Origin of the sequence: Pseudonocardia hispaniensis (assembly GCF_042658695.1) — a bacterium.
Classification (GTDB): domain Bacteria; phylum Actinomycetota; class Actinomycetes; order Mycobacteriales; family Pseudonocardiaceae; genus Pseudonocardia; species Pseudonocardia hispaniensis.
In genome coordinates, this window is the sequence record NZ_JBHSQW010000039.1 from 184,543 (window position 1) to 207,901 (window position 23,359).

Sequence of the window (23,359 nt, forward strand, 5' to 3'; positions counted from 1 at the left end):
GCGCGATCACCTGGTTCGCCCCGCTGCAGCCGCTGCTCGCGGTGGCCTCCGTGGGGCTGCTGTCCTGGGCGCTGTGGGCGCGGCTGCGCGGAGCGCGGTCCTGCCCGGCGCCCCGCCGCGACGGTGCCACCACGGCGGAGGGCACCGGCGTCAGCTCGCCCCCGCCGCCGGCTCGATGATCAGGGGGTACACCCCGTTCTCGTCGTGCACCTCCCGCCCGGTCACCGGCGGGTTGAACACGCACACCGTCCGCAGCCGGGTACGCGGCCGCAGCTGGTGGCGCTCGTTCCCGTCGAGCACGTAGATCGACCCCGGCCCCAGCTGGTAGGTGACGTCGTTGTCCTTGTCGTAGAGCTCGCCCTCGCCCTCCACGATGAACACGGCCTCGATGTGGTTGGCGTACCAGAAGTCGTTGACCGAGCCCGCCTCGAGCACCGTCTCGTGCACCGAGAACCCCACCCCGTCACGGGCCAGCACGATCCGCTTGCTGCGCCAGTTCGGCGTCTTCACGTCGCGCTCGGTATCGGTGATCTCCGCGATCGTCCGGACGATCATCGGCCCCTTCCTCTCCCCACAACGCAACGGCGGGCCCGGCCGGGTGGCCGGGTCCGCCGTGCGGTCGTTCGCCTAGGCCGGTGCGCGTGCTACGCGCGGCCCTTGAGCATCAGGTTCCAGTACAGGAACGGCAGGCCGTACCGCTTGAGGTACCACATGTCCGTCCGCTCCTTGATGGTGTTGATCACCGGGATCGACGGCGTCGGCTTCATCGTGTAGTCGAACTCGGCGAGCAGCATCTTGCGCCGCGCGGTGGTCAGCGGGCACGAGGCGTAACCGCCGTAGGACGCGGTCAGCGGCCGCCCGGCCATCGCGGCGACCAGGTTCTCCGCCACCACCGGCGCCTGCTTGCGGATCGCGGCCCCGGTCTTGGAGTTCGGCGACGATCCGGCATCACCCAGGGAGAAGACGTTCGGGTACCGGGTGTGCTGCATGGTGTGCTTGTCGATCTCGACGTAGCCCGCGGGGTTGTTCGGATCCGCCAGCGGACCCTTCTTGATCCAGTCCGGGGCGCTCTGCGGCGGCACCAGGTGCATGACCGTGTAGGGCAGGGTGTGCGTGGTGTCGTTCTTCTTGTCCGTGACGGTCACCTCGCGGACGTCCGAACGAACCTCGGTCACCTCGCTCTCGAAGTGCACGGTGATGCCGTAGCGGCGGGCCACCCCCACCAGCACGTCCGAGAACTCCTTGACCCCGAACATGCCCGGGGTCGGCAGGACCAGATGGACATCGATGTTGTGCAGTACGCCCTGCTCCCGCCAGTAGTCCGCGGCGAGGTAGGCGATCTTCTGCGGGGCGCCCGCGCACTTGATCGGGCCGGCCGGCATGCCGAACACCGCGGTGCCCGACTTCGTGTTGCGGATGAAGTTCCAGGTCGCCGGCGCCAGCTCGTAGAGGTAGTTGCTCGAGACGCCGTCCCGGCCCAGGGTCGGCGACAGTCCCTTGATCTTCTCCCAGTCCAGCTGGATGCCGGGACACACGACGAGGAAGTCGTAGCCGACGACGCCGCCGTCGTCGAGGGTGACCTCACGACTATCCGGATCGATCTCGGCGGCCGCCTGCTGGATCCAGGTCACCCCCTTCGGCATGACCGAGGCCTGTGGCCGCGCGCTCTCCTCCACCGGTGCCCGGCCGCCGCCGACCAGCGTCCACAGCGGCTGGTAGTAGTGCGTGGTGGCCGGGTCGATCACCGCCACGTCCGCCACGTTCTGGCGTACCAACCGGGCGGCCACCGAGATACCCGCGCTACCACCACCCACAATGACAATCTTGTGATGTCTCCGCGCCGCCACTCGGACGCACCTCCTCCATGATGGGACAACAATGTCCGAACATCCAACTTAGAGCCGTGGCGTAGCACACACAAGCCCCGAAAGTGGCACCCTCCGGTGTCCCAGTCGCCCAGGACAACGACAATCCCCGTCACCCGGGTGGACGACGACGGAGAAACGTGAGTGCCCCGGCCGGCGTGCGGGGCAGACACACGCCGGCCGGGGAATCCATGGCTCCTATCGGTGCCGGTTACTACCGATCAGTAGCGGTAGTGGGCGACCTTGTAGGGGCCTTCCACGTCCACGCCGATGTACTCGGCCTGTTCCTTGGAGAGCCTGGTCAGCTTCACCCCCAGCGCGTCAAGGTGCAGACGCGCCACCTTCTCGTCCAGCTCCTTGGGCAGCATGTACACCTTGTTCTCGTACTCGTCGTGCTTGGTGTACAGCTCGATCTGGGCGATCGTCTGGTTGGTGAACGAGTTCGACATGACGAAGCTCGGGTGCCCGGTGGCGTTGCCGAGGTTCATCAGCCGGCCCTCGGACAGCACGATGATCGAGTGTCCCGGCACGTCGCCCTTGCCGGGGAACGCGAACTCGTGCACCTGCGGCTTGATCTCCGTCTTGACGATCCCCGGGTAGCGCTCGAGGCCGGCCATGTCGATCTCGTTGTCGAAGTGGCCGATGTTGCACACGATCGCCTGGTGCTTCATCGCCGCCATGTGGTCGACGGTGATGACGTCCTTGTTACCGGTGGTGGTGACGAAGATGTCCGCGGTTGCGACGAAGTCCTCCATCGTCGCGACCTGGTAGCCGTCCATCGCGGCCTGCAGCGCGCAGATCGGGTCGATCTCGGTGACGATGACCCGCGCACCCTGGCCGCGCAGCGACTCGGCCGAGCCCTTGCCCACGTCGCCATAGCCGCAGACGACGGCGACCTTGCCACCGATCAGCACGTCGGTCGCGCGGTTGAGCCCGTCGACCAGCGAGTGCCGGCAACCGTACTTGTTGTCGAACTTGCTCTTGGTGACCGAGTCGTTGACGTTGATCGCCGGGAACAGCAGCGTTCCCGCCTTCTCCAGCTCGTAGAGCCGGTGCACGCCGGTGGTGGTCTCCTCGGAGACGCCGAGGATGTTCTGGGCGATGGTGGTGAACCGCTTGGGGTTCTGCTCCATGCTGCGGCGCAGCACGTCGAGCAGGATGCGGTACTCCTCGGGGTCGTTCTCGTCGGTGGACGGAACCCCGCCCGCGGTCTCGAACTCGACGCCCTTGTGCACCATCAGGGTGGCGTCACTGCCGTCGTCGAGGATCAGGTTCGGCCCGACCGCGTTGCCGTTCTCGTCGGTGAACTGCCACAGCTGGTCCATGCACCACCAGTAGTCCTCGAGCGTCTCGCCCTTCCAGGCGAACACCGGGGACCCCTGGGGGTTCTCGGGGGTACCGTTGCGCCCCACCACGACCGCGGCCGCGGCCTCGTCCTGGGTGGAGAAGATGTTGCAGCTCACCCAACGGACATCCGCGCCCAGCTCGGTCAGCGTCTCGATCAGGACCGCGGTCTGGATCGTCATGTGCAGGGAGCCTGCGATCCGGGCGCCGCGCAGCGGCTTGCTGTCCGCGTACTCCCGCCGGGTGGCCATCAGCCCGGGCATCTCGTGCTCGGCCATCTCGATCGACTTGCGGCCGTAACCCGCAAGGCCGAGATCGGCAACCTTGAAGTCCATACTCCTACTTCTCCTCAGCAGTCGTCGTCGCGGCGTCACGCGCCTCCAGTACAGGCAACCAGACCGACTCGATCTCGGCGGCGGCCTCCTCCCCATATGCTTCCTTCAGCCGGGTGCTGAAGTCCGTCGGGTCGAGGTCGTACTCCTGGGTGCCGACGGTCTCGATCACCAGCGTCGCCAGCACCGCACCGAACTGGGCGGACCGCTCGAGGCCGAGATTCCAGCTGGTGCCGGTCAGGAAGCCGGCGCGGAAGGCGTCGCCGACACCGGTCGGCTCCGCGATCGAGCGGGCGACGCCCGCGGGCACCGCGATCGGCTCCTCGCCGGCCCGCTCGATGATGACACCCTTCTCACCCTGCGTGGTGAGCGAGGTGCCGACCCGAGCCAGCACGTCCTCCTTCGACCAGCCCGTCTTCTGCTCCAGCACGGAGCGCTCGTAGGCGTTGGTGAACAGGAAGGTCGCGCCTTCGACGAGGGAACGGATCTGCGGGCCGTCCATCCGCGCCACCTGCTGGGACACGTCGGAGGCGAACGGGTAGCCCTTCGCCCGGCACTCCTCGGAGTGCCGGATCATCGCCTCCGGGTCGTTCGGGCTGATCAGCACCATCTGCAGGCTGCTCGCCCCACCCGGCAGCGCGTCGACGATCGGGGCCAGCTCGATCTCCCTGGCCTCGGTCATCGCACCCGCGTAGAACGAGGCGATCTGGTTCTGGTCGGCATCGGTGGTGCACTGGAACCGCGCGGTGTGCGCGGTCGTGGAGATCCGCACCCCGGAACAGTCCACACCGTGCCGCTCAAGCCACTGCCGGTACTCGGCGAAGTCGCTGCCGACCGCCCCGACGAGCACCGGGGACAGGCCGAGCCGGCCCATTCCGAAGGCGATGTTCGCGGCGACGCCGCCGCGGCGAATCTCCAGTTCGTCGACGAGGAACGACAGCGAGATCTCGTCGAGCTTGCCGTCGACGAACTGCTCGCGGAACCTGCCGGGGAACGCCATCAGGTGGTCGTTGGCGATCGACCCGGTGACAAGGATGCTCACGATTTCTCCGTGCTCGCGTTCGACAGCCCGCTCACCGGGAGCTCAGGCCCGCGGCGGCGCGCAGGGCCTCGGCCTTGTCGGTGGCCTCCCAGGTGAAGTCCGGGTCGTTCCGGCCGAAGTGGCCGTAGGCGGACGTCTTCGAGTAGATCGGGCGGTGCAGCTTGAGGTGGGCCCGGAACGCCGCGGGACGCAGGTCGAAGTGCTCGTCGACCAGCTTGCGGATGATGTCCACCGAGACCTTCTCGGTGCCGAAGGTCTCGACCAGGACCGACAGCGGACGGGCGACGCCGATCGCGTAGGCGACCTGGACCTCGGCCTTGTCCGCCAGCCCGGCGGCAACGATGTTCTTGGCCACGTAGCGGGCGGCGTAGGCCGCGGAGCGGTCGACCTTCGACGGGTCCTTGCCGGAGAAGGCGCCGCCACCGTGCCGGGCGAACCCGCCGTAGGTGTCGACGATGATCTTGCGGCCGGTCAGGCCCGCGTCACCCACCGGGCCGCCGATGACGAACCGGCCGGTCGGGTTGACGTAGTACTCCTGCTTGAGCTCCTCGACCGAGTACAGCTCCTTCGGCAGGACCGGCAGGACCACGTGCTCCCACAGGTCGTTGCGGATCTGCTCGGTGCTGACCTCCTCGGCGTGCTGGGTCGAGATCAGGACCTTCTCCACCGAGACCGGCTTGTTGTCCCGGTAGCGGACGGTCACCTGGGTCTTACCGTCGGGACGCAGGTAGGGCAGCGTCCCGTTCTTGCGCACCTCGGTGAGCCGGGACGAGAGCCGGTGGGCCAGCGCGATCGGCATCGGCATGAGCTCTTCGGTCTCGTTGCAGGCGAAGCCGAACATCATGCCCTGGTCGCCCGCGCCCGCGGAGTCGAGCTCGTCCTCGGACAGGGTCTCGCGACGCTCCTGAGCCATGTCCACGCCCTGGGCGATGTCCGGGGACTGCTTGTCCAGGGCCACCATCACCGCGCAGTGGTTGCCGTCGAAACCGTACTCGCCCTTGTCGTAGCCGATCTCACAGACCGTCTTGCGGACGATGTCGGTGAAGTCGATCGTCGCGGCGGTGGTGATCTCACCGGCGATGACGACGACACCGGTGGTGCAGAGCGTCTCGCAGGCCACGCGCGAGTTCGGGTCGCCGGCCAGCGCGGCGTCGAGGACCGCGTCCGAGATCGCGTCCGAGATCTTGTCCGGGTGCCCCTCGGTCACCGACTCGGAGGTGAACAGGTGCTCGTTCTCCGCCAACGGGATCATGATGTCTCCTTCTCGAATTGCACCGGTACAGCCAGAACGGAACGTGGGGCCACCCACCTGGTCATGGAGCAGCCGGACCTTGGCCCGCATCGCGGAATCCTGCGCCACGCAGGCCCGCGACGGCCGGTCCCAAGGACGTGCGAACCGGCCTCCGCGGCATGATCGGCTTCGGTATTCTCACCGTGCCACCGACCCTGCCAGCGGATCGAACTCGGGGCGGTTACCGCCATTATCGGATCGATTACAGTTCCGCCTTATCGACCCGGACTGGATTGCCGTCAAAGAATTCCAGGATCACCGCGAACTGGCCGCCGTTGCCTGTTGGGGAAGCGTTCCCGGGCTCGCGTCGTACTTCCACATACGAGCGACCACCGACCGCAGGTAGTTGACCTCACGGGTGAGCGAGTCGATGAGCTCGACGCTCGTGTCCGAATACGGTGTCGACGGCACGCTCATACCGTACCCACAGCACGGACACCGGGTCTGTCCATACATGTCAGTGTCACTCCTCATGCGTCCGAGTGAGCTGATCGGGATGCCGCGGGGCCGCGGTCCTCGCCCGTCGCGCCGCAGTTGGCCGTGGCGCTCGGGACAAAGTCTGACGCAGATCACACCGCGTGAGTAGCCGCCTTCGGGAACAAATTGAAGCGCGATGCGCTTGTGCCCGCGACACAACAGCGAGCGCCGCCCGGCGACATCCGCCGGCCGGCCCCAGGAACCCGCCCGACCTCCCCACTTCCGCTGCTTGTGGGGTGGACACAAACGCGATGACGGCCGATTTGTGTTGCGTACCGACTTCCCCGCACGGCAGGACTGGTGGACGATGACATTGGGCGCGCAGCCGCTAACCCGACCCCCGGAAGAGCGCCGAGTCGCCCGCTCTCGCCATCCGCTGCCGGACGGACGAGAACCTGCCCTCGGTGTGCAGATTCTTGATGCTCGTCCTGCACTGCACGAATCCAGAAGTGGAGACTCAGAATGACGACAGCTCCCGTCCAGGCCGGACCGGGTTTCGCCTGGCCAGCCGGCTTCAACCGGATTCCGGACGAGCCGTGGGCTCGGCAGAGTGTCGATGAGTTCGGCCTCAACTACGACGATGTCGGCAACCACGGGTGGTACAAGAACCTCGAGCCGACGATTGCCCAGATTCTCGCCGCGCTGGGCGAGGACAAGATCATGGTCGACTTCTCGGCGGGCACCGGGATCCTGGCCAAGCGGCTGCTGTCCAACATCAAGCACCGGGTCGGGATTCTCAACGTCGACGCCTCGCCGAAGTTCCTGCGGGTCGCGGTCGAGAACCTCGCCGACGACGAGCGCGCCGCCTTCCGGCTGATCAAGTACTTGAAGGAGGAGAAGCGCCTCCAGCTGATCGACGAGGTCGTCGAGCAGCCCTTGCTCGACACCGGCGCCGACGTCATCACCGCGACCAACGCGATCCACCTCTACTACGACCTCCCGGAGACCCTGCAGTCCTGGACCCGGATTCTCCGCCCGGGCGGGCTGGTGTTCGTCTGCTCGGCGAACATGCACAACCCCAACGCCCACGCTGGCGACTGGATCATCGACCAGACCGTCGAGAAGGTCAACGAGATCGCCGCCGAGCTGGTCCTGCGTGAGCCGGCCTTCGAGAAGTACCGGGGTGCGCTGGAGGACAGCGCCAAGTTCGCGGCGCACAAGAAGCTGCGCGAGAAGGTGTTCGTCCCGGTCCGCGACCTCGACTACTACGTCCAGACCTTCCGGTCCGAGGGCTACGAGGTCCTGCACACCTACGACTCGACGATCTTCGCTCAGGTCGAGGAGTGGCTGCAGCTGCTGTTCACCTACCACGACGGCGTGATGAGCTGGGTCGGTGGATCGCCGAAGGTGGAGGGCGTCGAGCCCACCGAGGAGGCTCTGCGCGACCGTCGCTTCCTGATCCGCTACAGCCTCGAGAAGCTGTTCTCGAACGTCACCGAGTTCCCGGCGACCTGGACGTACCTCACCGCGCGCCTGGGCTGACCCAACTCCTGCACGATTCGAACCGGGTGCCGGGCCATCGCAGACATCGCGTGGCCCGGCACACCTGCGAGCGGCCGAGGTGACGGCGACCGCTCCCCCTGCCTGATCGAACAACTGCTCTGGAGTGTCAGACGATGCGTGACGTGTACGTGGCCGGGATCGGGATCACGAGGTTCGCCAAGCAACCCGATCGCTCCATCAAGGACCTGCTCGCGGAGGCGGTCACCAGCACGCTCAAGGACGCCGGACGCGGCGCCGCGGACGTGCAGGCGGCCTACGTCGGCAACGCGGTCGCCGGAACCATCACCGGTCAGGAGATGGTGCTCGGTCAGGTGGGGCTGCGGCCGCTGGGTATCGGCGGGATCCCCGTCATCAACACCGAGAACGCCTGCGCCTCGGCGTCCACGGCGTTCCACCTCGCCTGGCAGGCCGTGGCCACCGGGGCGCACGACATCGTGCTCGCCGTCGCGGCCGAGAAGATGACCCACCCGGACAAGTCCCTCTCCTTCGCCGCGATCGGCGGGTCGGTCGACGTCGAGACCGTTCCGGAGGACCTGCCCGCGGGTCGGTCGTTCCTCATGGACCTCTACGGCGCCGCCGCGCTGGAGTACATGGCCGAGAGCGGCGCCACGGCCGAGGACCTGGCCCGCGTCGTGATCAAGAACCAGCACAACGGGGCGCTGAACCCGGTGGCCCAGTACGGCGGCGAGCTGACGATCGAGGAGATCCTGAACTCCCGCCTGATCGTGGACCCCTTCACGCTGCAGATGTGCTCGCCGATCACCGACGGTGCCGCGGCGGCCCTGCTGGTCAGCCCGGAGCTCGCCGCCTCCCCGCACATCAAGGTGCTGGCCTCGACCGTGCGGGCCGCCCCGGTGGACGGGGCAACGAAGGTGATCAAGCTGGCCAGCCAGGCGGCCTACGAGATCGCCGGCCTCGGCCCCGACGACATCGACTGCATCGAGGTCCACGACGCGGCGGCCTCCGCCGAGCTCATGGCCTACGAGCAGCTCGGTCTCTGCGAGCTCGGCGGCGGCAAGGACATGATCCGCAGCGGACAGACGAACCTGGGCGGACGGATCCCGGTGAACACCAGCGGTGGCCTGCTCTCGCGCGGGCACCCGATCGGCGCCACCGGACTGGCCCAGATCGTGGAGGCCGTGCTCCAGCTGCGGGGGACGGCCGGCGGCCGCCAGGTGGAGAACGCGCGGATCGCCCTGACTCAGAACGCGGGCGGATGGCACGGAAACGACAACGTCGCCAGCGTCATCCACCTGTTCGGGCGGAGCTGAGCACCCACGGTGGTGCACCGATCCGTCGAGGCGACCCGGCGCAGCGCGCCGGGTCGCCTTCGCACCTTCTTGGTCATCCACCCACCCGCCGCCGGCGGCGGCCGCGCCCCGAGGACGTGAACGATGCTCGAAACTCCCGCTCCGATCGTGGCCAGCGGCGCGCTCGCCAACGGCGCTCCCTGGACGTTGCGCATCGGTGGCACCCAGGCTGAATGCCGCGCTCAGTTCCACCTCTGCCACCTGCAGGGTGGGTTCGCCGAGATCACCGGGCCCATCCCGGACGGCGAGCAGCTCACCAGCACGACCTGCGGCTCCACGCTGGGCCGCAGACTGTTCTTCGCCCTTTCCGGGCTGGAGGTGGCCGTCGTCCGGCTGAACCTCGTCGCGGGACCCGCGCTGGAGCTCGCTCCGCTGCATACCGCCAACGATCTGGGAGTCCGGGCGTTCTTCACGCTCCTGGACGGGCCGCAGACGCTGCTATACGCCACCGGCGTGGGCCGCCCCACCGCCTGAGCCGCACATCGCCACGATCGGGTGGGGCACCTCGCCCTTGTGCATGCGGGCGAACGCCTCCGCCACCGCATCCGGTCCGGCCGCGGCCGCGACGAACCGCTGGGTGGGCAGCTCACCCGCCAACAGCATGTCCAGGAGCAGGCCGAGGTCGGGGACCGGCCAGGCCTGCGGCACGCCGTCGCAGCATTCGATCAGCCCGGCTTCCGGCGCCCCGACCAGCACCAGAGTGTGGTCCGGCTCGGCGACCAGAAACGGCTGCTGCCAGATCTCCGGACAGCCCACGGCGTTGACGATCAGGTCCGCGCCGAAGCCCTCGGTGATCTCCATGACGGCGCGGTCCGGGTCGCGCTCCCGGGCGTTGATCAGGTGGGTGGCTCCGAGCTGGCGCGCCCAGCCCAGCTTCAGCGGATCGACGTCCACCGCGACGACGGTGCCGGCGGGTGCGGTTCGCACCGCGCCCGCAGCCCGGTACCGGTCGGCAACCAGCCCCTGCCCGCCGACCTGACCTGCGGTCAGCAGTGATCGTCCGGTCGCCCCGGGCGCGCCGTCGTGCAGCAGCGCGTCGATCCGCGGGCCATCCGCCGCTTCGAGCCTGCGGCACTGCCCACCGTGCACGAGCACCTTCTCGGCAAAGGCGCCGACGCCCAGCGACGGGATGAGCTCCCGCCCGTCCAGCAGCATCGGCCGGCGCGCCGCCACCGCCTCGCCGCCGCGGCCGAGGACGACGACGTCACCGGGTTCGAGGTCGACGCCGGGACCGGTCGACTCGACGACGCCGACGGCCTCATGGCCGAGCAGGACCGGTTGCGCGGCGCCGAGGTCCGGCAGGTCCAGGTCCATCCGGCAGATCCCGCAGGCCTGCACCCGAACCACGACCTCACCCGGCCCGGGATCCGGGACGAGGATCTCCGCGACCCAGACCGCGCCGTCCGCCGACCCGACGACCCCGAAGACCCGCTGCGCCATCGACGCCCGCCCCTTCACGCCCGGCCTACCCGCGCAGCAGCGAGCGGGCCATCACGATCCGCTGGATCTGGTTGGTTCCCTCGTAGATCTGGGTGATCTTCGCATCGCGCATCATCCGCTCGACCGGGAAGTCACGGGTGTAGCCGGCGCCGCCGAACAGCTGCACCGCATCCGTGGTGACCTCCATGGCCACGTCGGAGGCAAGGCACTTCGCCGAACTGGCCAGAAACCCGCTGTTCTTGTCGCCGCGTTCGGCGGCCGCGGCCGCGATGTAGACGAGGTTGCGGGCCGCCTCGACCTTCATGGCCATATCGGCCACCATGAACTGCACGCCCTGGAAGTCGGCGATCGTGCGGCCGAACTGGCGTCGTTCCTTGATGTAGGCCAGCGTGGCGTCCAGCGCGCCCTGGGCGATCCCGATCGCCTGCGCCCCGATCGTCGGTCGGGTGTGGTCGAGGGTACGAAGCGCCGTGCGCAGGCCGGTCCCCGGCTCACCGATGATCCGGGACACCGGGATCGCGCAGTTCTCGAAGGAGATCTCACGGGTCGGCGAGCCCTTGATCCCCATCTTGCGTTCCTTCGGGCCCACGATGAACCCGGGATCGTTGGCGTGCACGACGAACGCCGAGATCCCCTCGGACTTGCGGGCAGCCGTCGGGTCGGTCACCGCCATCACGGTGTACCAGGTCGACTCCCCGGCGTTGGTGATCCAGCACTTGGTGCCGTTCAGCACCCAGTGGTCGCCGTCGAGCACCGCCCTGGTCCGCATCGAGGCGGTGTCCGAACCGGCCTCGCGCTCGGAGAGGGCGTAGGAGATGCCGTCTGTGCCGGCCGCGATCGAGGGCAGCACCAACTGCTTGAGCTCCTCGGACGCGGCCAGCAGCAGAGGAACCGTGCCGAGCTTGTTCACCGCCGGGATCAGCGACGACGAGGCACAGGCCCGCGCCACCTCCTCGATCACGATGCACGCCGCGACCGCGTCGGCGCCTTGCCCGCCGTACTGCTCCGGGATGTGGATCGCGTGAAACCCGTTGCGCACCAGGGCCTCGTGCGCCTCTGCGGGCCACCGTTCCTGCTCGTCGACGTCGGCCGCGTGCGGAGCGATCTGCTTCTCGGCAAGCGCGCGGATCGCCTCGCGCAATGCGACGTGCTCCTCCGGGAGCTGAAACAGACCGCTGCTCTCAGACATGGTTCCTCGACTGTTCCGGGGCGCCGTCAGCGCGAATATTCGTAGAACCCGCGCCCGGCCTTCTTACCCAGCAGTCCGGCATCGACCATCCGCAGCAGCATGGGCGGCGGCGAGTAGAGCGGCTCCTTGAATTCCTCGTACATCGACTCGGCCACCGCCATGGTGGTGTCCAGACCGATCAGGTCGGCGAGCGCCAGCGGGCCCATCGGGTGGGCGCAGCCGAGCACCATCCCGTTGTCGATGTCCTCGGCGGAGGCGAACCCGGACTCGAACATGCGAATTGCGGAGAGGATGTAGGGGATGAGCAGTGCGTTCACGACGAACCCGGCGCGGTCCGTCGACCGTACAACCGTCTTGCCGAGCTTCGTGGAAACAAAGTCCTCGATACTGCTGCGGGTCTGCTCGTCGGTCAGCAGCGAGGGAATCAACTCGACGAGCCGCAGCACCGGCGCCGGGTTGAAGAAATGGACGCCGATGACCCGATGCGGCCGCTGCGTCGCCATTGCGAGCTTCATGATGGGAATGGACGAGGTGTTGGAGGCGAGCACCGCATCGGGGCTTTCCAGCACCTTGTCCAGGGTGCTGAACACGTCGACCTTGAGGGACTCGTCCTCGGCGATCGCCTCGATCACGAAATCCCGGTCGGCCATGTCGTCCAGGCTGGTGGTGAACCCGATCCGAGCGAGCGTTCCCGAGCCCTCTTCCGCCGAGAGCTTGCCAGCCTTCTGGGCCCGGCCGATCGACCTTTCGACACGCTGGCGGCCCGCGTCCACCGCCTGTTCGGTGATCTCACTGACCAGAACGTCCAGACCCGCCCGAGCACAAACCTCGGCAATTCCGGATCCCATGAGCCCGGCCCCGACGACGCCGACCCTGCTGATCTCGCTCAACTGGCCCTCCTCCTTTCCGATCCCGTGACATCATCGTCGCCGAGTCGGTGCCGAGCCGATAGCCACCACCATCGACAAATTGCCAGCACACGCCTTTGTGCTCCCACCACAAGCACCGAATCCGGGCGGCACCGGGCGGGGCGAGGCGGCGCCGACGCCCGGCTCAGGACGCCGGATCAGACGCGCCGGAGCGGGGTGCCGAGCGGCTGGCCGTCGGCCCGTTGCGAGTCGATGATCTTTACGGCGACGTGGGCGGCGAGCCGGTCGTCCGGGTTGGCCAGGTTGAGCGGAGTCAGCTGCTCGATCCGCTGGAGGCGGTAGGAGATCGTGTTGGCGTGCACTCCCAGCTGGCGAGCCGCCTGTTTGAGGCTGGCGTGCTGGTTGAGGAACACCGACAGGGTGCGCACCAGGTCGGTCTTGTGCGTGGCGTCGTAACGCAGCACCGCGCCCAGCACCTCGTCGGCGAACTGGCCGAGCTGGCGCAGGTCGCCGATCTGGAGCAGGAGCCGGTAGATACCCAGCTCGTCGTAGCGGACCAGCTGGCCGGCGCGCCCGATCCGGATCCCGATATCGGCCGCGTACTCGGCCTGGCGCATCCGTCGGGGCGCGAGCTCGGCCCGCCGGGTCGGCTCACTGATCCCGCAGGTCGCCTTCACTCCGATGGAGTGGTCGGCCAGGGTGGCGGCGAGGCTGCGCAGCGCCTCGGTCTCCCGGGCGCGGCCCGGCCCGCCCTCGGCGGTCTCCTCGGGAAGGACCATGACCGCCTCGGCGCCGCGGACGGTCACGGCGGCGCCGGGGACCGCCTCGGGAATCGCCGCGGCGAGCTCACCGAGCAGGTGCTGGATCTCCGGCGAGGCGGCGAAGACGCCGACTCCCTGGGTGCCCTCGGTCTGCGCCCTGATCACCCCGACCCGGAACGGCTGATCCTCGGCCAGCCCCAGCGAGGTCAGCTTGCGGCTCGCGTCCTCCCGGTCGAGGAAATGGCCGGAGACCAGCGCGTCGACGATGGCGCCCTGGTAGCGGCGGCCGAGGTCGATGGTGGTCTGCTCCTTGGCCAGGGTGAGCGCGAACAGGGTCGCGGCCTGGCTCACGACCAGCAGATCGGTGTCGTCGGTCTCGCCGCCGGCGGCATCCTCGAGGACGAGCAGATACCCCAGCTTCTGCTGCCCGACGGCGATCGGCGTGGCCAGACAGCCATGCGGCAGCACCGAGTCCGGCACCGCGGGGACCCGCAGCGGCCGGTTCTCGGCCGCCAACGCCCCCAACAGCCGCCGGATGCTCGGGTCGTCCGGGTTCCAGGTCGCCGCCGCGACGTCACCGCCACCGCCGCTGCAGTAGGCGCGCAGCTCGAACGAGGCGTCCAGCAGCACCACGGTCTTCACCAGCAGGCCCGCACACACCTGGGCCAGCTCATGTGCGTTCGCCCCCTGCAGCGCGGCGTCGGCGATCTCGTCGCACAGCGCGATGACGCGCCGGTAGACCGAGTTCTGCCGGGACAGGCCGCTGATCACATCGGGGTACATCTGCACGTCGTCGATCAGTGGCGTAGCCTCCTTCGTCTCCACCCGGTACCGGGCCCCGCCGCGCCGCACGTCCGATGCCCTCATCGCGCCGCTCCCATCCGGCTCAGCTGGCTGACCAGCCCGACGACGCCCGAGTCCGCATGGCTCGGCCCGTGCACCAAGATCCCGGCCGCATGGCCGGCCAGCTTCTCCGCCGCCTCGAAGGCCAGGTCGATGCGCTCGACCGGGTCGTCGTCGCGCAACCGCGGCAGCAGCGCCGAGGGGACCGCGGCGTTGGCGTTCTCGTGGGTCCGGCGGGCGATCGTCGCCACGTCGCCGAACGGCGCGATGGCTGCGATCACCGGCGTGTCCACCCCGCGTTCGCGCAGCTCACCGATGGCCCTCAGCGCCTCGTCCACGTCGTAGATCACCTCGGTGACGAAGAAGTGAGCACCCGCGCGCGCCTTCTCGACCGCGCGGTCGAGCTCCCAGCGCTTGTCCACCGCCGCGGTCCGCAGCGACGCGCCGATGACGAACCGGGTGCGGACCGAGGTCGACACCCCTCGCCAGTCCACGCCGTCGTTGAGGGCCGACAACGCCCCGATCAACCGGACCGAATCGACGTCCCACAGCGAGCCCGGGTCCGGATAGTCGCCGACCACCCGCGGGGCACCCGTGCGGCACAGGACCATCCGCAGCCCCAGCGCGTGCGCACCCAGCAGGTCGGCCTGCAGCGCCGAGAGGCTGCGGCCCGCGGTCTCGATCTGCAGGATGACGTCGGCCTCCACCCGCTCCCGCAGCAGCACCGCCGCCGCCAGCGGGTTGACCCGGGTGGCGGGCGGATCCGGGTCGATGACCGCGAGCAACCGGGCACCGGCCTTGATGAGCTCCTTGCCCTGCGTCACGAACTGCGCGACCTGCTCGCCGTGCGGGGCGCGGGTTCCGCTGAGCACCACGAACTCGCCGGGGAACTGCCAGGCCATCGGCGACGACTCGGGATCCGCGGCCGGTGCCGCGGCGGCCCGCACCACCGGTCGCTCGACGACCTGCTCCCGGGCCTGGGGCAGCGGCACCAGCCCGGACACGGACTTCACCATCGCCCGGGTGTGCGCCGGCGTCGTCCCGCAGCAGCCGCCGACGATGGTCGCCCCCTTCGCCACGAGTTGGGCCGCGGCCTCGGCGAAATAGTCGACATTATGCGCGTAGCGCAGCGCCCGGCCCAGCCGACGGGGGGTGCCCGCGTTGGGCTGCACCGACACCGGCAGCGTCGTGGCCGACGCGAGCCCGGCCACGACCTCCTGCAGCACCGCGGGCCCGACCGTGCAGTTGGCGCCGATCGCCGCGAGGTCGTACTCGGACAGCACCGAGGCGACCTCGGCCGGTTCCTCCCCGCGCAGGGTTCGCCCGTCATCACCGAAGGTCAACTGGGCGATCACCGGGACATCGCATTCATCGAGCGCCACCTCAACCGCCTGGACCAGCGACTCGATCTCGCCGAACGTCTCCAGAATGATCAGGTCCACCCAGTCGGCGAGCGCCGCGATCTGCTCGCGAAGCACCGATGCACGCTCGGCGTCCGGGATGCGGGTCACCAGCGCGGCGCTCATCGCCGGCCCCACACTTCCGGCGATCTTCACCCAGGGTGCGTCCTCGGCCGCCTCCCGAGCCAGCCGCGCGCCGGCGATGTTGATCTCGGTGACGCGGTCGGCGAGCCCGGCTGAGGCCAGCCGCAACCGGTTGGCGTCGAACGTGTTGGTCTGCAGGATGCGCGCACCCGCGCCGACGTAGGCGGCGTGCAGGTCGCGGACCAGCTTCGGGCGCCCGACGTTGAGCTTGGACAGCGACTGGTCCAAGGGGATCCCCGCCGCGTGCAGCATCGTCCCGACCGCCCCGTCGGCGACCACCACCTCACCGGCGGGGAACACCGCGCGCCCGGCCGCGCCCTGTCGATCGCTCATCACGCGTCCACCACCCTGTGCCCAACGAGTCCCGCCCGCATCGGAGCTGGATCGCCACGATCACCTTGCCACTGCGCGCCTGTCAATCGCCCTGGAGCAACTCCTTGAGCAGCGCATCCACCTGGGCGGTCTCGATGAGGAAGCCGTCATGCCCGAACGGTGAGTCGATGACCCGCACGTCGTCGCTGCCCGGGATGCCCGCGGCCAGCTCGGCCTGCTGAGCCAGCGGGTAGAGCCGGTCGGAGCTCACACCCGCGACGAGCGTACGTGCCCGCACCCGACGCAGTGCCGCCGCCAACCCGCCGCGGTCGCGCCCGACGTCGTGTGCGTTCATCATCCGGGTGAGCGTGACGTAGGAGCCGGCGTCGAACCGCCAGATCAGCTTCTGGGCCTGATGGTCCAGATAGGACTCCACCGCGTAACGGCCGCCCCGCCAGGGATGTTCGCCGACCTGGTGCTGACGGCCGAACCGGGTGGACAGCTCCGCCGCGCTGCGGTAGCTCAGATGCGCGATCCGGCGGGCAGTGCCCAGCCCCACGTGCGGCCCGCGTCCGGGCGCGGCGCCGTAGTAGTCGCCGCCTCGCCAGCCGGGGTCGCCCTCGATCGCGGCGAGCTGGGGGGCGCACCAGGCGATCTGGTCCGCGCTCGACGCGGCAGGGCTCGCCAGCAGAAACAGCCCGTCGACGCGGTCGGGCTCGCTGACCGCCCATTCCAGCGCCCGCATGCCGCCCATCGACCCGCCGATGACCGCGGCCCACCGATCGATGCCGAGCCGGTCGGCGAGCACGACCTCGGCCGCCACCGTGTCGCGCACCGTGAGCAGCGGGAACCTGCTTCCCCAGGCGCGGCCGTCCCCGGCGGGGGAACTCGGTCCGGTGCTGCCCTGGCATCCGCCGAGCACATTCGGGGCCACCACGAACCAGCGCTCGGGGTCGAGCGCGCGGCCCGGACCGATCAACCCGTCCCACCAGCCGGGCGTGGGGTGCCCCGGCGCGACGGCGCCCGCAACGTGGCTGTCGCCCGTCAGCGCGTGCAGCACCAGGACCGCGTTGCTGCGATCGGGAGCGAGCTGTCCCCACGTTTCGTAGGCGAGCTGGATGCTGGGCAGCATCCCGCCCGCCTCGAGCGGGAAGGGCCCGGGGATCGAGATCCACTGCCTGCGACCGACCGGGTCACCGATCCGCCACGCACCGCTGGCCGGGGGAGCCAGCAGCCGCCGACGCGTCCCACCGATCGGACCCGCGAAGTACAGCTCCGTGTTCGAACTCGCGGCGAACAGCCACGCGTCCATGTTCTCCGAGTCGTCGACGGAACTCACATCGATACTCATCGTCTCAGTCCCTGCGACTCGGTAGCCTGCACGTCAGCAGAGGCACCACCGGTCGTCGGGATCACCGCCGGCGTTCCCGCGCCGCGCGCGCGAACCCGGCATACCTGGTGCGGCATGGATACCTCCCGGCGAGTGCCACCCGGTCGGGCCGGCACTCGGACATCTGTACGGACAATTGTATCATGACCTGCGTCACAAGCGAAGGTTTCGACCCATTGGGTGACGGTCCGAGACGCCGTCTACCTGCGATTCAAGCTTTTCCCAATGACTGAATGTTCGCTACTACCACCGTTGGTTCAGGAGAGCTGAGGGACCGCCGCCGCGGGGCTGACGCAGCTCCACGAGGCCGTGAGCCCGGGTCCGGCGGTACCGCCGCCGTCCCGCCACTGCCCGCCGACACCCGCCTGGCACCGTCGCGCATCGTGCGGCTGCCCGGCCGCCGCGAACAGCTCACCCGCCGTCTGCAGCAACCGGGCTGCCCGGTCCGGTCGCCCGACTGCGGCGGCGAGCGACGCCTCCGCCTCGGCGATCGCCGCGTGCCAGGCCCCACCGAGCCAGATCGGCTGCGCGATGTCCTTGGCGAGCCCCAGGTAGTGCTCGGCGCGGTCGAGCTGATCGGCATGGACACAGGCCACCACCGCGGGCACCGCGAAGGTCATGGTGCACATCCGGCAGACCTCGGTCGGGCCGACGATCGCGGACTCCGCCTCATCGACGATGTGGATCGCGTCCGGCGGATCGGCGGCGTTGACCATCGTGCCGTAGATGCGGGGCAGCAGATGCCGTCCGAGCAGCGTCGAATGACGGGCCAGCTCCAGCGCCTGGGCCAACAGCTCGCGGGCTTCGCCGGCCCGCCCGCCGAGCAGGACCGCCTCAGCGCGGCGCTGCAGGGCCAACGACTGACCGGCCGACGAACCGACCCGCCGGTGCAGCTCCGCCCCCTGACGGAGATGTTCCTCCGCGGCGTCGAGATTGCCGGTCAGCAGTTCGGCTTCGCCGAGGATCACGGTCGCGAACGCCTCACCCCGGCCGGCACCGCTGCGCTTGGCCGTCTCCCGTAGCCGTACGGCGAAGTCGATGAGCTCGCCGTAGGGTCGGTCGCCGTAGAGGTAGTGCTCGACGACGCAGAGGTGACCGTCGTGCACACTCGCCGCGAGCTGCGGCAGCTTACTGGTGTCCAGCAGGTCGAGCTCGATCTGATGCTGCCACTCCCCCCGGCTGTGCGCGACCAGGGCGCGCAGCGTCGCCGCGCTCGTCAGCTCCGCGGCCAACCCCTCGTCGATGGCGATCCGCCGGGCCTGCTCCGCACAGCGCTCAGCCACCCGCAGGTCACCGGAGGCAGTGGCCGCGAACCCGCGGGCGACGAGCAGGTCGACCCGCTCGGCCGGGGTGGCCGCCACCAACCCGTCGAGCGCACGGGTCGCGGTGGTCAGGTCACCCAGGACGACCGCAGCCCGGGCCTGCCGGATACGCAACCGCCTGCGCCGCTTGCCCCTGGCCGCGTCGATCGCGTCGGTGAACGCGGCCAGCGAGGTCCGCTCGCCCGCCGCGAACAGGCAGTTGGCCCGCAGCTCCAGCAGCGACGGCCGGCGCGGGGCGTGTTCGAGCGCCCGCTCGACGAAGGCCCTGGCCTCGGCGACCGCCCCGGCCGCCGCCGCATCGAGCGCCGCCCGCTCGAGCCACGGCACCGCCTCGGTGCCCGCCTCGGCGCCGAGCAGGTGATGCGCGATCCGCCCGGGCGCCGCCCCGGCCTTGACCAGCGCCTCGGCGGCGCAGCGGTGAGTGGCCCGGCGCCGGTGCGCGGGCAGCGACGCCAGCAGCGTCTCCCGCAGGATGGCGTTGCGGAACCGGTACCCACCCGGAGTCTCGATCACGACGCCGACCTGCAGGGCGGCGTCGAGCAGGTCGAACAGCTCCGTCTGGTTCAGCCCGGCGAAGGCGGCCAGCTCGTCGGCGGAGAACCGGACGCCGGCGACCGCGACCCGCTGCAGCGCCGAGCGGAGCGTGGGCTCCAGTTCGCCCAACCGGGTCTCGACGATCTCGCACAACCTGCGCGGCAGGGACAGCGAGCCATCCGGGCCGATCGCCGAGGCGAGCTCCTCGGTGAAGAACGGGTTCCCCTCGGCCATCCGGTAGATCGCACTGAGGGTCGCGTCCGGCAGCTCGGAGCCCGCCACGGTTCGCACGATCGACGCGGAGTCGGCCGGGGAGAGCGGTGCCAGCTCGATCTCCGTCGCCCCTTCACCCGCCAACAGGTTCGCGCACAACCTGGAGGCGGTGGTCGAGAGCATGTCGCGCTGGTAGGCGAGCACGATCAGCATCCGCCCGTAGCGCGCCGCCCTGGCGACGTAATGCACCAGCTGGATGGTCGCCTCGTCGACGAGATGGAGGTCGTCGATCCAGAACACGACGCCGCGCTCCATGGCGGCATTGGCCAGCAGCTGGCTCGCCGCGAGCAGGATCGGCTGTCGACCCCGAACCTCGGCGCCCGACGGGGACGGCGCACTGCGGCCGAAGAGCCGGGCCAGTCCCTCCCTGGCCGGTTCGGACAGCGCCTCGGCCAGGTCCGGACGCTCGCGCAGCACCCGGTCGAACGCCTCGACGATCGGCGCCCACGGCGCCGCCCCGTCGATCTGGCTGGGGCTGCCGCGCAGCGTCGTCCAGCCGAGCTGGCCGGCCCTGCCGAGCAGCGCCTCGCAGAACCGCGTCTTGCCGATCCCGATGTCCCCGGTCACGAGCAGGGTTCCGCCGCGACCGGAGCCGGCCTGTTCCAGGGCCCTCCGGGCCCGTCCCAGCTCGAGGTCCCGGCCGACCATCGGCGGCGGCGCGTACCGCACCGGGGCGAGGACGGGCGTCGCGTCGACCAGCTCGCGCCACAGCGCGAGCGACTCGCGGTCGGGACGCAGGCCGAGCTCGGACAGCGAAGCGCGCAGCTGCTGCCACTGGCGAAGAGCAGCGTGCCGGCGGTCCTGGCGCAGCAGGTCGCGGATGATCTCCCGATGCGCCTGTTCGTCGCCCGGCTCGAGGCGGACCAGGTCCTCCCAGCGATTCGCCCGGCGCAGCAGGTCGAGGTAGCGGTGCCGCAGCCGCTCCCTGGGTTCGGCCGCCCATTCGGCGTAGAGGTCCTCGGGCAGCAGGCCGGCGCCGTAGCACTCCGCCGCCTTCGCGCACAGCTGCAGGTCACCGGACTCGATCGCGCGGCGGGCCTGCCGGTCGAAGACCTCCACGTCGGTGGACAGGTTCGCCGCGGGCCACAGGTGCACCCAGCCCCCGCGCAGCACCACGGCCTCCTTGGAGCCCAGCGCCTTGCGCGCGTACGAGGCCGCCTTGTGCAGGTTGGCGAGGGCGGCATCGGGCTCGAGGTGGTCCCACAGCACCTCGACGACCTCTTCCCGGTGCCGCCGGTGCTGCGGGGCCAGCGCGAGCAGCTTGACCAGCTCGGCCGCCCTGCGGTTCTCGGTCAGCTCACCGATCCAGCAGCCGTCGACCGTCACGTGGAAGCTGCCGAGCAGGCCGACGTGCACCTCCGGCGTCCGGACTTCCCTGTCCATGATCTCCGACCTCCGCCGTTGGAAGTTTGCGCAGCGCGATCGAATGCCGTCCCCCGCCGGATGTGGCTGTCGCCGGCATCCGGTGATTCGGACGCCGGCGACCATGCCCGATAACTCAGTCCCTGGGCAAGGGCATCGCCAGCCTGCTGGTCACGATGCCGGTGTTCAGCCCGATGGTCCGCAGACCACCGAAGAACCGAGCGTGCTCGATCTTGCAGCACCTGTCCATGACCACGGGCTTCCCGGCGGCGCGGAACAGCTCCGCCGCCTCCTCGTTGACGACGCCGAGCTGGCACCAGAGCACCTTCGCGTCGATCTCGAGCGCCTGCTTGGCAATCTCGAGCACCTCGTGCGACGGCCGGAAGATATCGACGATCTCGATGGGCCGCGGGTGGTTGGCCGCGGCGTCGAGCAGGTCGCCGTACACCCTCCGGCCCAGGATCTCCTTGCCGGCCTGGCTCGGGTTGATCGGGACGATGTCATAGCCGTTCGCGGCCAGGTAGATCGCCGCGAACGAGCTGGCATTGAAGTAGTTGGAGCTCAGGCCCACCATCGCGATCGTCCGGTTCGACATCAGGATCTGATACCGCTCCGACGGCAGCATGCCCAGGTTGTTGCGTTCTCCGACTGCGGTCACGTCCGGGTCTCCAATCGGTTCCGGTTCGAAGGGTTCGGGACGGTCATCCGTGGAACGGTGCGCCGAAGGCCTTCGACATGATCGAGTGCCCCAGACCGTTCTGCTCGGCGCCGTCCCGGGGCAGCGCGGCCAGCTCGCCGGGCCGCTTCGCCGCGGCGAGTGCCTGGTCCAGGTCCCAGATGATGTCGTCCACGTCCTCGATGCCGATGGAGACGCGGATCATCTCCGGCCCGATCCCGGCCGACCGCAGGTCGTCGTCGGACAGCTGCTGATGGGTCGTGGACGCCGGGTGGATGACCAGCGACTTGGCGTCACCGACGTTGGCCAGGTGGCTGAACAGCTGGACGGCCTCGATGAACTTCCGGCCGGCCTCCCGGCCACCCTTGATCCCGAAGGTGAAGATCGAGCCGGCGCCCTTCGGCAGGTACTTCTTCGACAGCTCGTGGTACGGGTTGTTCTTCAGCCCCGGGTAGTTGACGTACTCCACGTCCGGGTGCTGCTCGAGGAACTCCGCCACGGTCTGCGCATTGCGCACATGGCGTTCCATGCGCACGTGCAACGTCTCCAGACCCTGCAGCATCAGCCACGCCACCTGGGGCGCCATCATCGGACCGTAGTCGCGCAACATCTCGGCGCGGCACTTCAGCAGCCAGCTGAAGTCGCCGAAGTACTCGAAGAACTTCAGGTTGTTGTAGCCCTTGGCCGGCTCGGTCATCCCCGGGAACTTCCCGTTGTCCCAGGGGAAACGACCGGCGTCGACGATCACGCCGCCGAGGGCGGTGCCGTGGCCGCAGATGAACTTGGTGGCCGAGTGCAGGACGATGTCCGCCCCCCATTCCAGGGGGTTGCACAGGTAGGGCGAGGCGAAGGTGTTGTCGATGATGAGCGGGACCCCGACCTCGTGGGCCAGATCGGCGAGCGGCTCGATGTCGACGAGGTCGATCGTCGGGTTGCCCATCACCTCCGCGTAGAAGGCCTTCGTGTTCGGGGTGACGGCCGCCTTCCACTGGTTCAGGTCCGAGGCGTCGACGAATCGGGCGTTGATCCCGACCTTGCGGAAGCTGACGTCGAACTGCTGGAAACTTCCGCCGTAGAGGGTGCGGGAGGAGACGAACTCGTCGCCCGCCTCCATCAGCGTGAACAGGGCCAGGTGTTGACCCGCCTGTCCGGAGGCGGTGGCGACCGCGCCGATGCCCTTCTCCAGCGCCGCGACCCGCTCCTCGAACACCGCCGTCGTCGGGTTCATGATCCGGCTGTAGACGTTGCCGAACCGTTGCAGGGAAAAGAGGTTCGCGGCGTGGTTCGTGTCCTCGAATACGTAGGCGCCCGTCTGGTAGATCGGCACCGTCCTACATCCGGTCACCGGGTCGGGCCGCTGGCCGGCGTGCACCGCCAGCGTGTCCATACCGAACTGCCTGTCTTCCATCGGGTACCTCCCAGGGGCGCCGATCCGGCCGCCGGCGGGGCGGAACACCGCCCGGCCGAGCGGCACTGAGGCCGCCGCCGCCCTACGTCGCAGGGATCTTCTACCTCGACCGGAGGCTACGGACGGAACCTTCTTGAAACCTCCGCCACCACCATGCGCGGCGCGTCTACCAGCCGCGGCCGGCGTACCGCTGCTCCGCGGGAAGGTCCGGAATGTTGATCCCGACCATCGGCTCCCCCAACCCCCGCGACACCTTCGCCAACACATCCGGA

At 69.5% G+C, this 23,359-nt stretch carries 18 protein-coding genes and 1 pseudogene; 3 read left to right on the forward strand and 16 right to left on the reverse strand.

What is annotated here, in order from left to right:
• Nucleotides 1-150: 150 nt before the first annotated feature.
• The 6 genes from ACFQE5_RS19925 to ACFQE5_RS19950 all read right to left on the reverse strand — a co-directional run bounded on the left by ACFQE5_RS19925 (nucleotide 151) and on the right by ACFQE5_RS19950 (nucleotide 6,285).
• Complete coding sequence (locus tag ACFQE5_RS19925) at nucleotides 151-555, reverse strand: ectoine synthase (RefSeq protein ID WP_379587154.1); 405 nt, start codon at nucleotides 553-555, stop codon at nucleotides 151-153.
• A gap of 89 nt (nucleotides 556-644) precedes the next feature.
• A complete protein-coding gene (locus ACFQE5_RS19930) occupies nucleotides 645-1,814 on the reverse strand; it encodes an NAD(P)/FAD-dependent oxidoreductase (RefSeq protein WP_379587156.1) in 1,170 nt (389 codons plus the stop codon).
• Between the two features lie 272 nt (nucleotides 1,815-2,086).
• A complete protein-coding gene (gene ahcY / locus ACFQE5_RS19935; RefSeq protein ID WP_379587158.1) occupies nucleotides 2,087-3,544 on the reverse strand; it encodes an adenosylhomocysteinase in 1,458 nt (485 codons plus the stop codon).
• Nucleotides 3,545-3,548: 4 nt separating this feature from the next.
• Nucleotides 3,549-4,583, reverse strand: coding sequence for a carbohydrate kinase family protein (locus tag ACFQE5_RS19940; RefSeq protein ID WP_379587160.1), 1,035 nt, complete (start codon nucleotides 4,581-4,583; stop codon nucleotides 3,549-3,551).
• Nucleotides 4,584-4,614: 31 nt separating this feature from the next.
• A complete protein-coding gene (gene metK, locus ACFQE5_RS19945) occupies nucleotides 4,615-5,835 on the reverse strand; it encodes a methionine adenosyltransferase (RefSeq protein ID WP_379587161.1) in 1,221 nt (406 codons plus the stop codon).
• Nucleotides 5,836-6,129: 294 nt separating this feature from the next.
• Nucleotides 6,130-6,285: a hypothetical protein gene (locus ACFQE5_RS19950; RefSeq protein ID WP_379587163.1), complete on the reverse strand. Its 156-nt coding sequence runs from the start codon at nucleotides 6,283-6,285 to the stop codon at nucleotides 6,130-6,132.
• A 528-nt stretch (nucleotides 6,286-6,813) separates the two neighbouring features.
• On the opposite strand from ACFQE5_RS19950, the gene ACFQE5_RS19955 reads away from it, so the two are divergent.
• From ACFQE5_RS19955 to ACFQE5_RS19965, 3 genes are all read left to right on the forward strand, one after another.
• Complete coding sequence (locus ACFQE5_RS19955) at nucleotides 6,814-7,833, forward strand: methyltransferase (protein ID WP_379587164.1); 1,020 nt, start codon at nucleotides 6,814-6,816, stop codon at nucleotides 7,831-7,833.
• 134 nt (nucleotides 7,834-7,967) lie between these two features.
• Entirely contained in the window at nucleotides 7,968-9,125 is a 1,158-nt protein-coding gene (locus tag ACFQE5_RS19960; protein WP_379587166.1) for a thiolase family protein, read from the forward strand.
• 123 nt (nucleotides 9,126-9,248) lie between these two features.
• Entirely contained in the window at nucleotides 9,249-9,638 is a 390-nt protein-coding gene (locus ACFQE5_RS19965; protein ID WP_379587168.1) for a hypothetical protein, read from the forward strand.
• Here ACFQE5_RS19965 and ACFQE5_RS19970 read toward each other — a convergent pair.
• The 10 genes and pseudogenes from ACFQE5_RS19970 to ACFQE5_RS20015 all read right to left on the reverse strand — a co-directional run.
• Nucleotides 9,603-10,604, reverse strand: coding sequence for a zinc-binding dehydrogenase (locus tag ACFQE5_RS19970; protein WP_379587169.1), 1,002 nt, complete (start codon nucleotides 10,602-10,604; stop codon nucleotides 9,603-9,605). The genes ACFQE5_RS19965 and ACFQE5_RS19970 overlap by 36 nt on opposite strands.
• A 25-nt stretch (nucleotides 10,605-10,629) precedes the next feature.
• The gene (locus ACFQE5_RS19975; RefSeq protein WP_379587170.1) at nucleotides 10,630-11,793 is read right to left on the reverse strand and encodes an acyl-CoA dehydrogenase family protein; all 1,164 of its coding nucleotides are present in this window, start codon (nucleotides 11,791-11,793) and stop codon (nucleotides 10,630-10,632) included.
• Between the two features lie 26 nt (nucleotides 11,794-11,819).
• Nucleotides 11,820-12,683 (reverse strand): 3-hydroxybutyryl-CoA dehydrogenase, encoded by an 864-nt coding sequence (locus ACFQE5_RS19980; RefSeq protein ID WP_379587172.1) that lies wholly within the window; start codon nucleotides 12,681-12,683, stop codon nucleotides 11,820-11,822.
• Between the two features lie 176 nt (nucleotides 12,684-12,859).
• On the reverse strand, nucleotides 12,860-14,290 hold the full coding sequence (locus ACFQE5_RS19985) for a PucR family transcriptional regulator (protein WP_379587174.1): 1,431 nt from the start codon (nucleotides 14,288-14,290) through the stop codon (nucleotides 12,860-12,862).
• A complete protein-coding gene (locus tag ACFQE5_RS19990) occupies nucleotides 14,287-16,143 on the reverse strand; it encodes a homocysteine S-methyltransferase family protein (RefSeq protein ID WP_379587177.1) in 1,857 nt (618 codons plus the stop codon). The genes ACFQE5_RS19985 and ACFQE5_RS19990 overlap by 4 nt, the downstream gene beginning before the upstream one ends.
• Before the next feature lie 82 nt (nucleotides 16,144-16,225).
• The gene (gene metX, locus ACFQE5_RS19995; RefSeq protein WP_379587197.1) at nucleotides 16,226-17,356 is read right to left on the reverse strand and encodes a homoserine O-acetyltransferase MetX; all 1,131 of its coding nucleotides are present in this window, start codon (nucleotides 17,354-17,356) and stop codon (nucleotides 16,226-16,228) included.
• Between the two features lie 413 nt (nucleotides 17,357-17,769).
• Nucleotides 17,770-21,024 carry an ATP-binding protein gene (locus ACFQE5_RS20000; protein ID WP_379587180.1) on the reverse strand — a complete coding sequence of 1,085 codons (3,255 nt, stop codon included), beginning with the start codon at nucleotides 21,022-21,024 and terminating at the stop codon, nucleotides 17,770-17,772.
• A gap of 115 nt (nucleotides 21,025-21,139) precedes the next feature.
• The gene (locus tag ACFQE5_RS20005; RefSeq protein ID WP_379587182.1) at nucleotides 21,140-21,661 is read right to left on the reverse strand and encodes a CoA-binding protein; all 522 of its coding nucleotides are present in this window, start codon (nucleotides 21,659-21,661) and stop codon (nucleotides 21,140-21,142) included.
• A gap of 43 nt (nucleotides 21,662-21,704) precedes the next feature.
• Entirely contained in the window at nucleotides 21,705-23,087 is a 1,383-nt protein-coding gene (locus ACFQE5_RS20010; protein WP_379587185.1) for an O-acetylhomoserine aminocarboxypropyltransferase/cysteine synthase family protein, read from the reverse strand.
• A gap of 166 nt (nucleotides 23,088-23,253) precedes the next feature.
• Nucleotides 23,254-23,359, reverse strand: a pseudogene (locus ACFQE5_RS20015) (pyridoxal 5'-phosphate synthase lyase subunit PdxS); the annotation flags it as partial.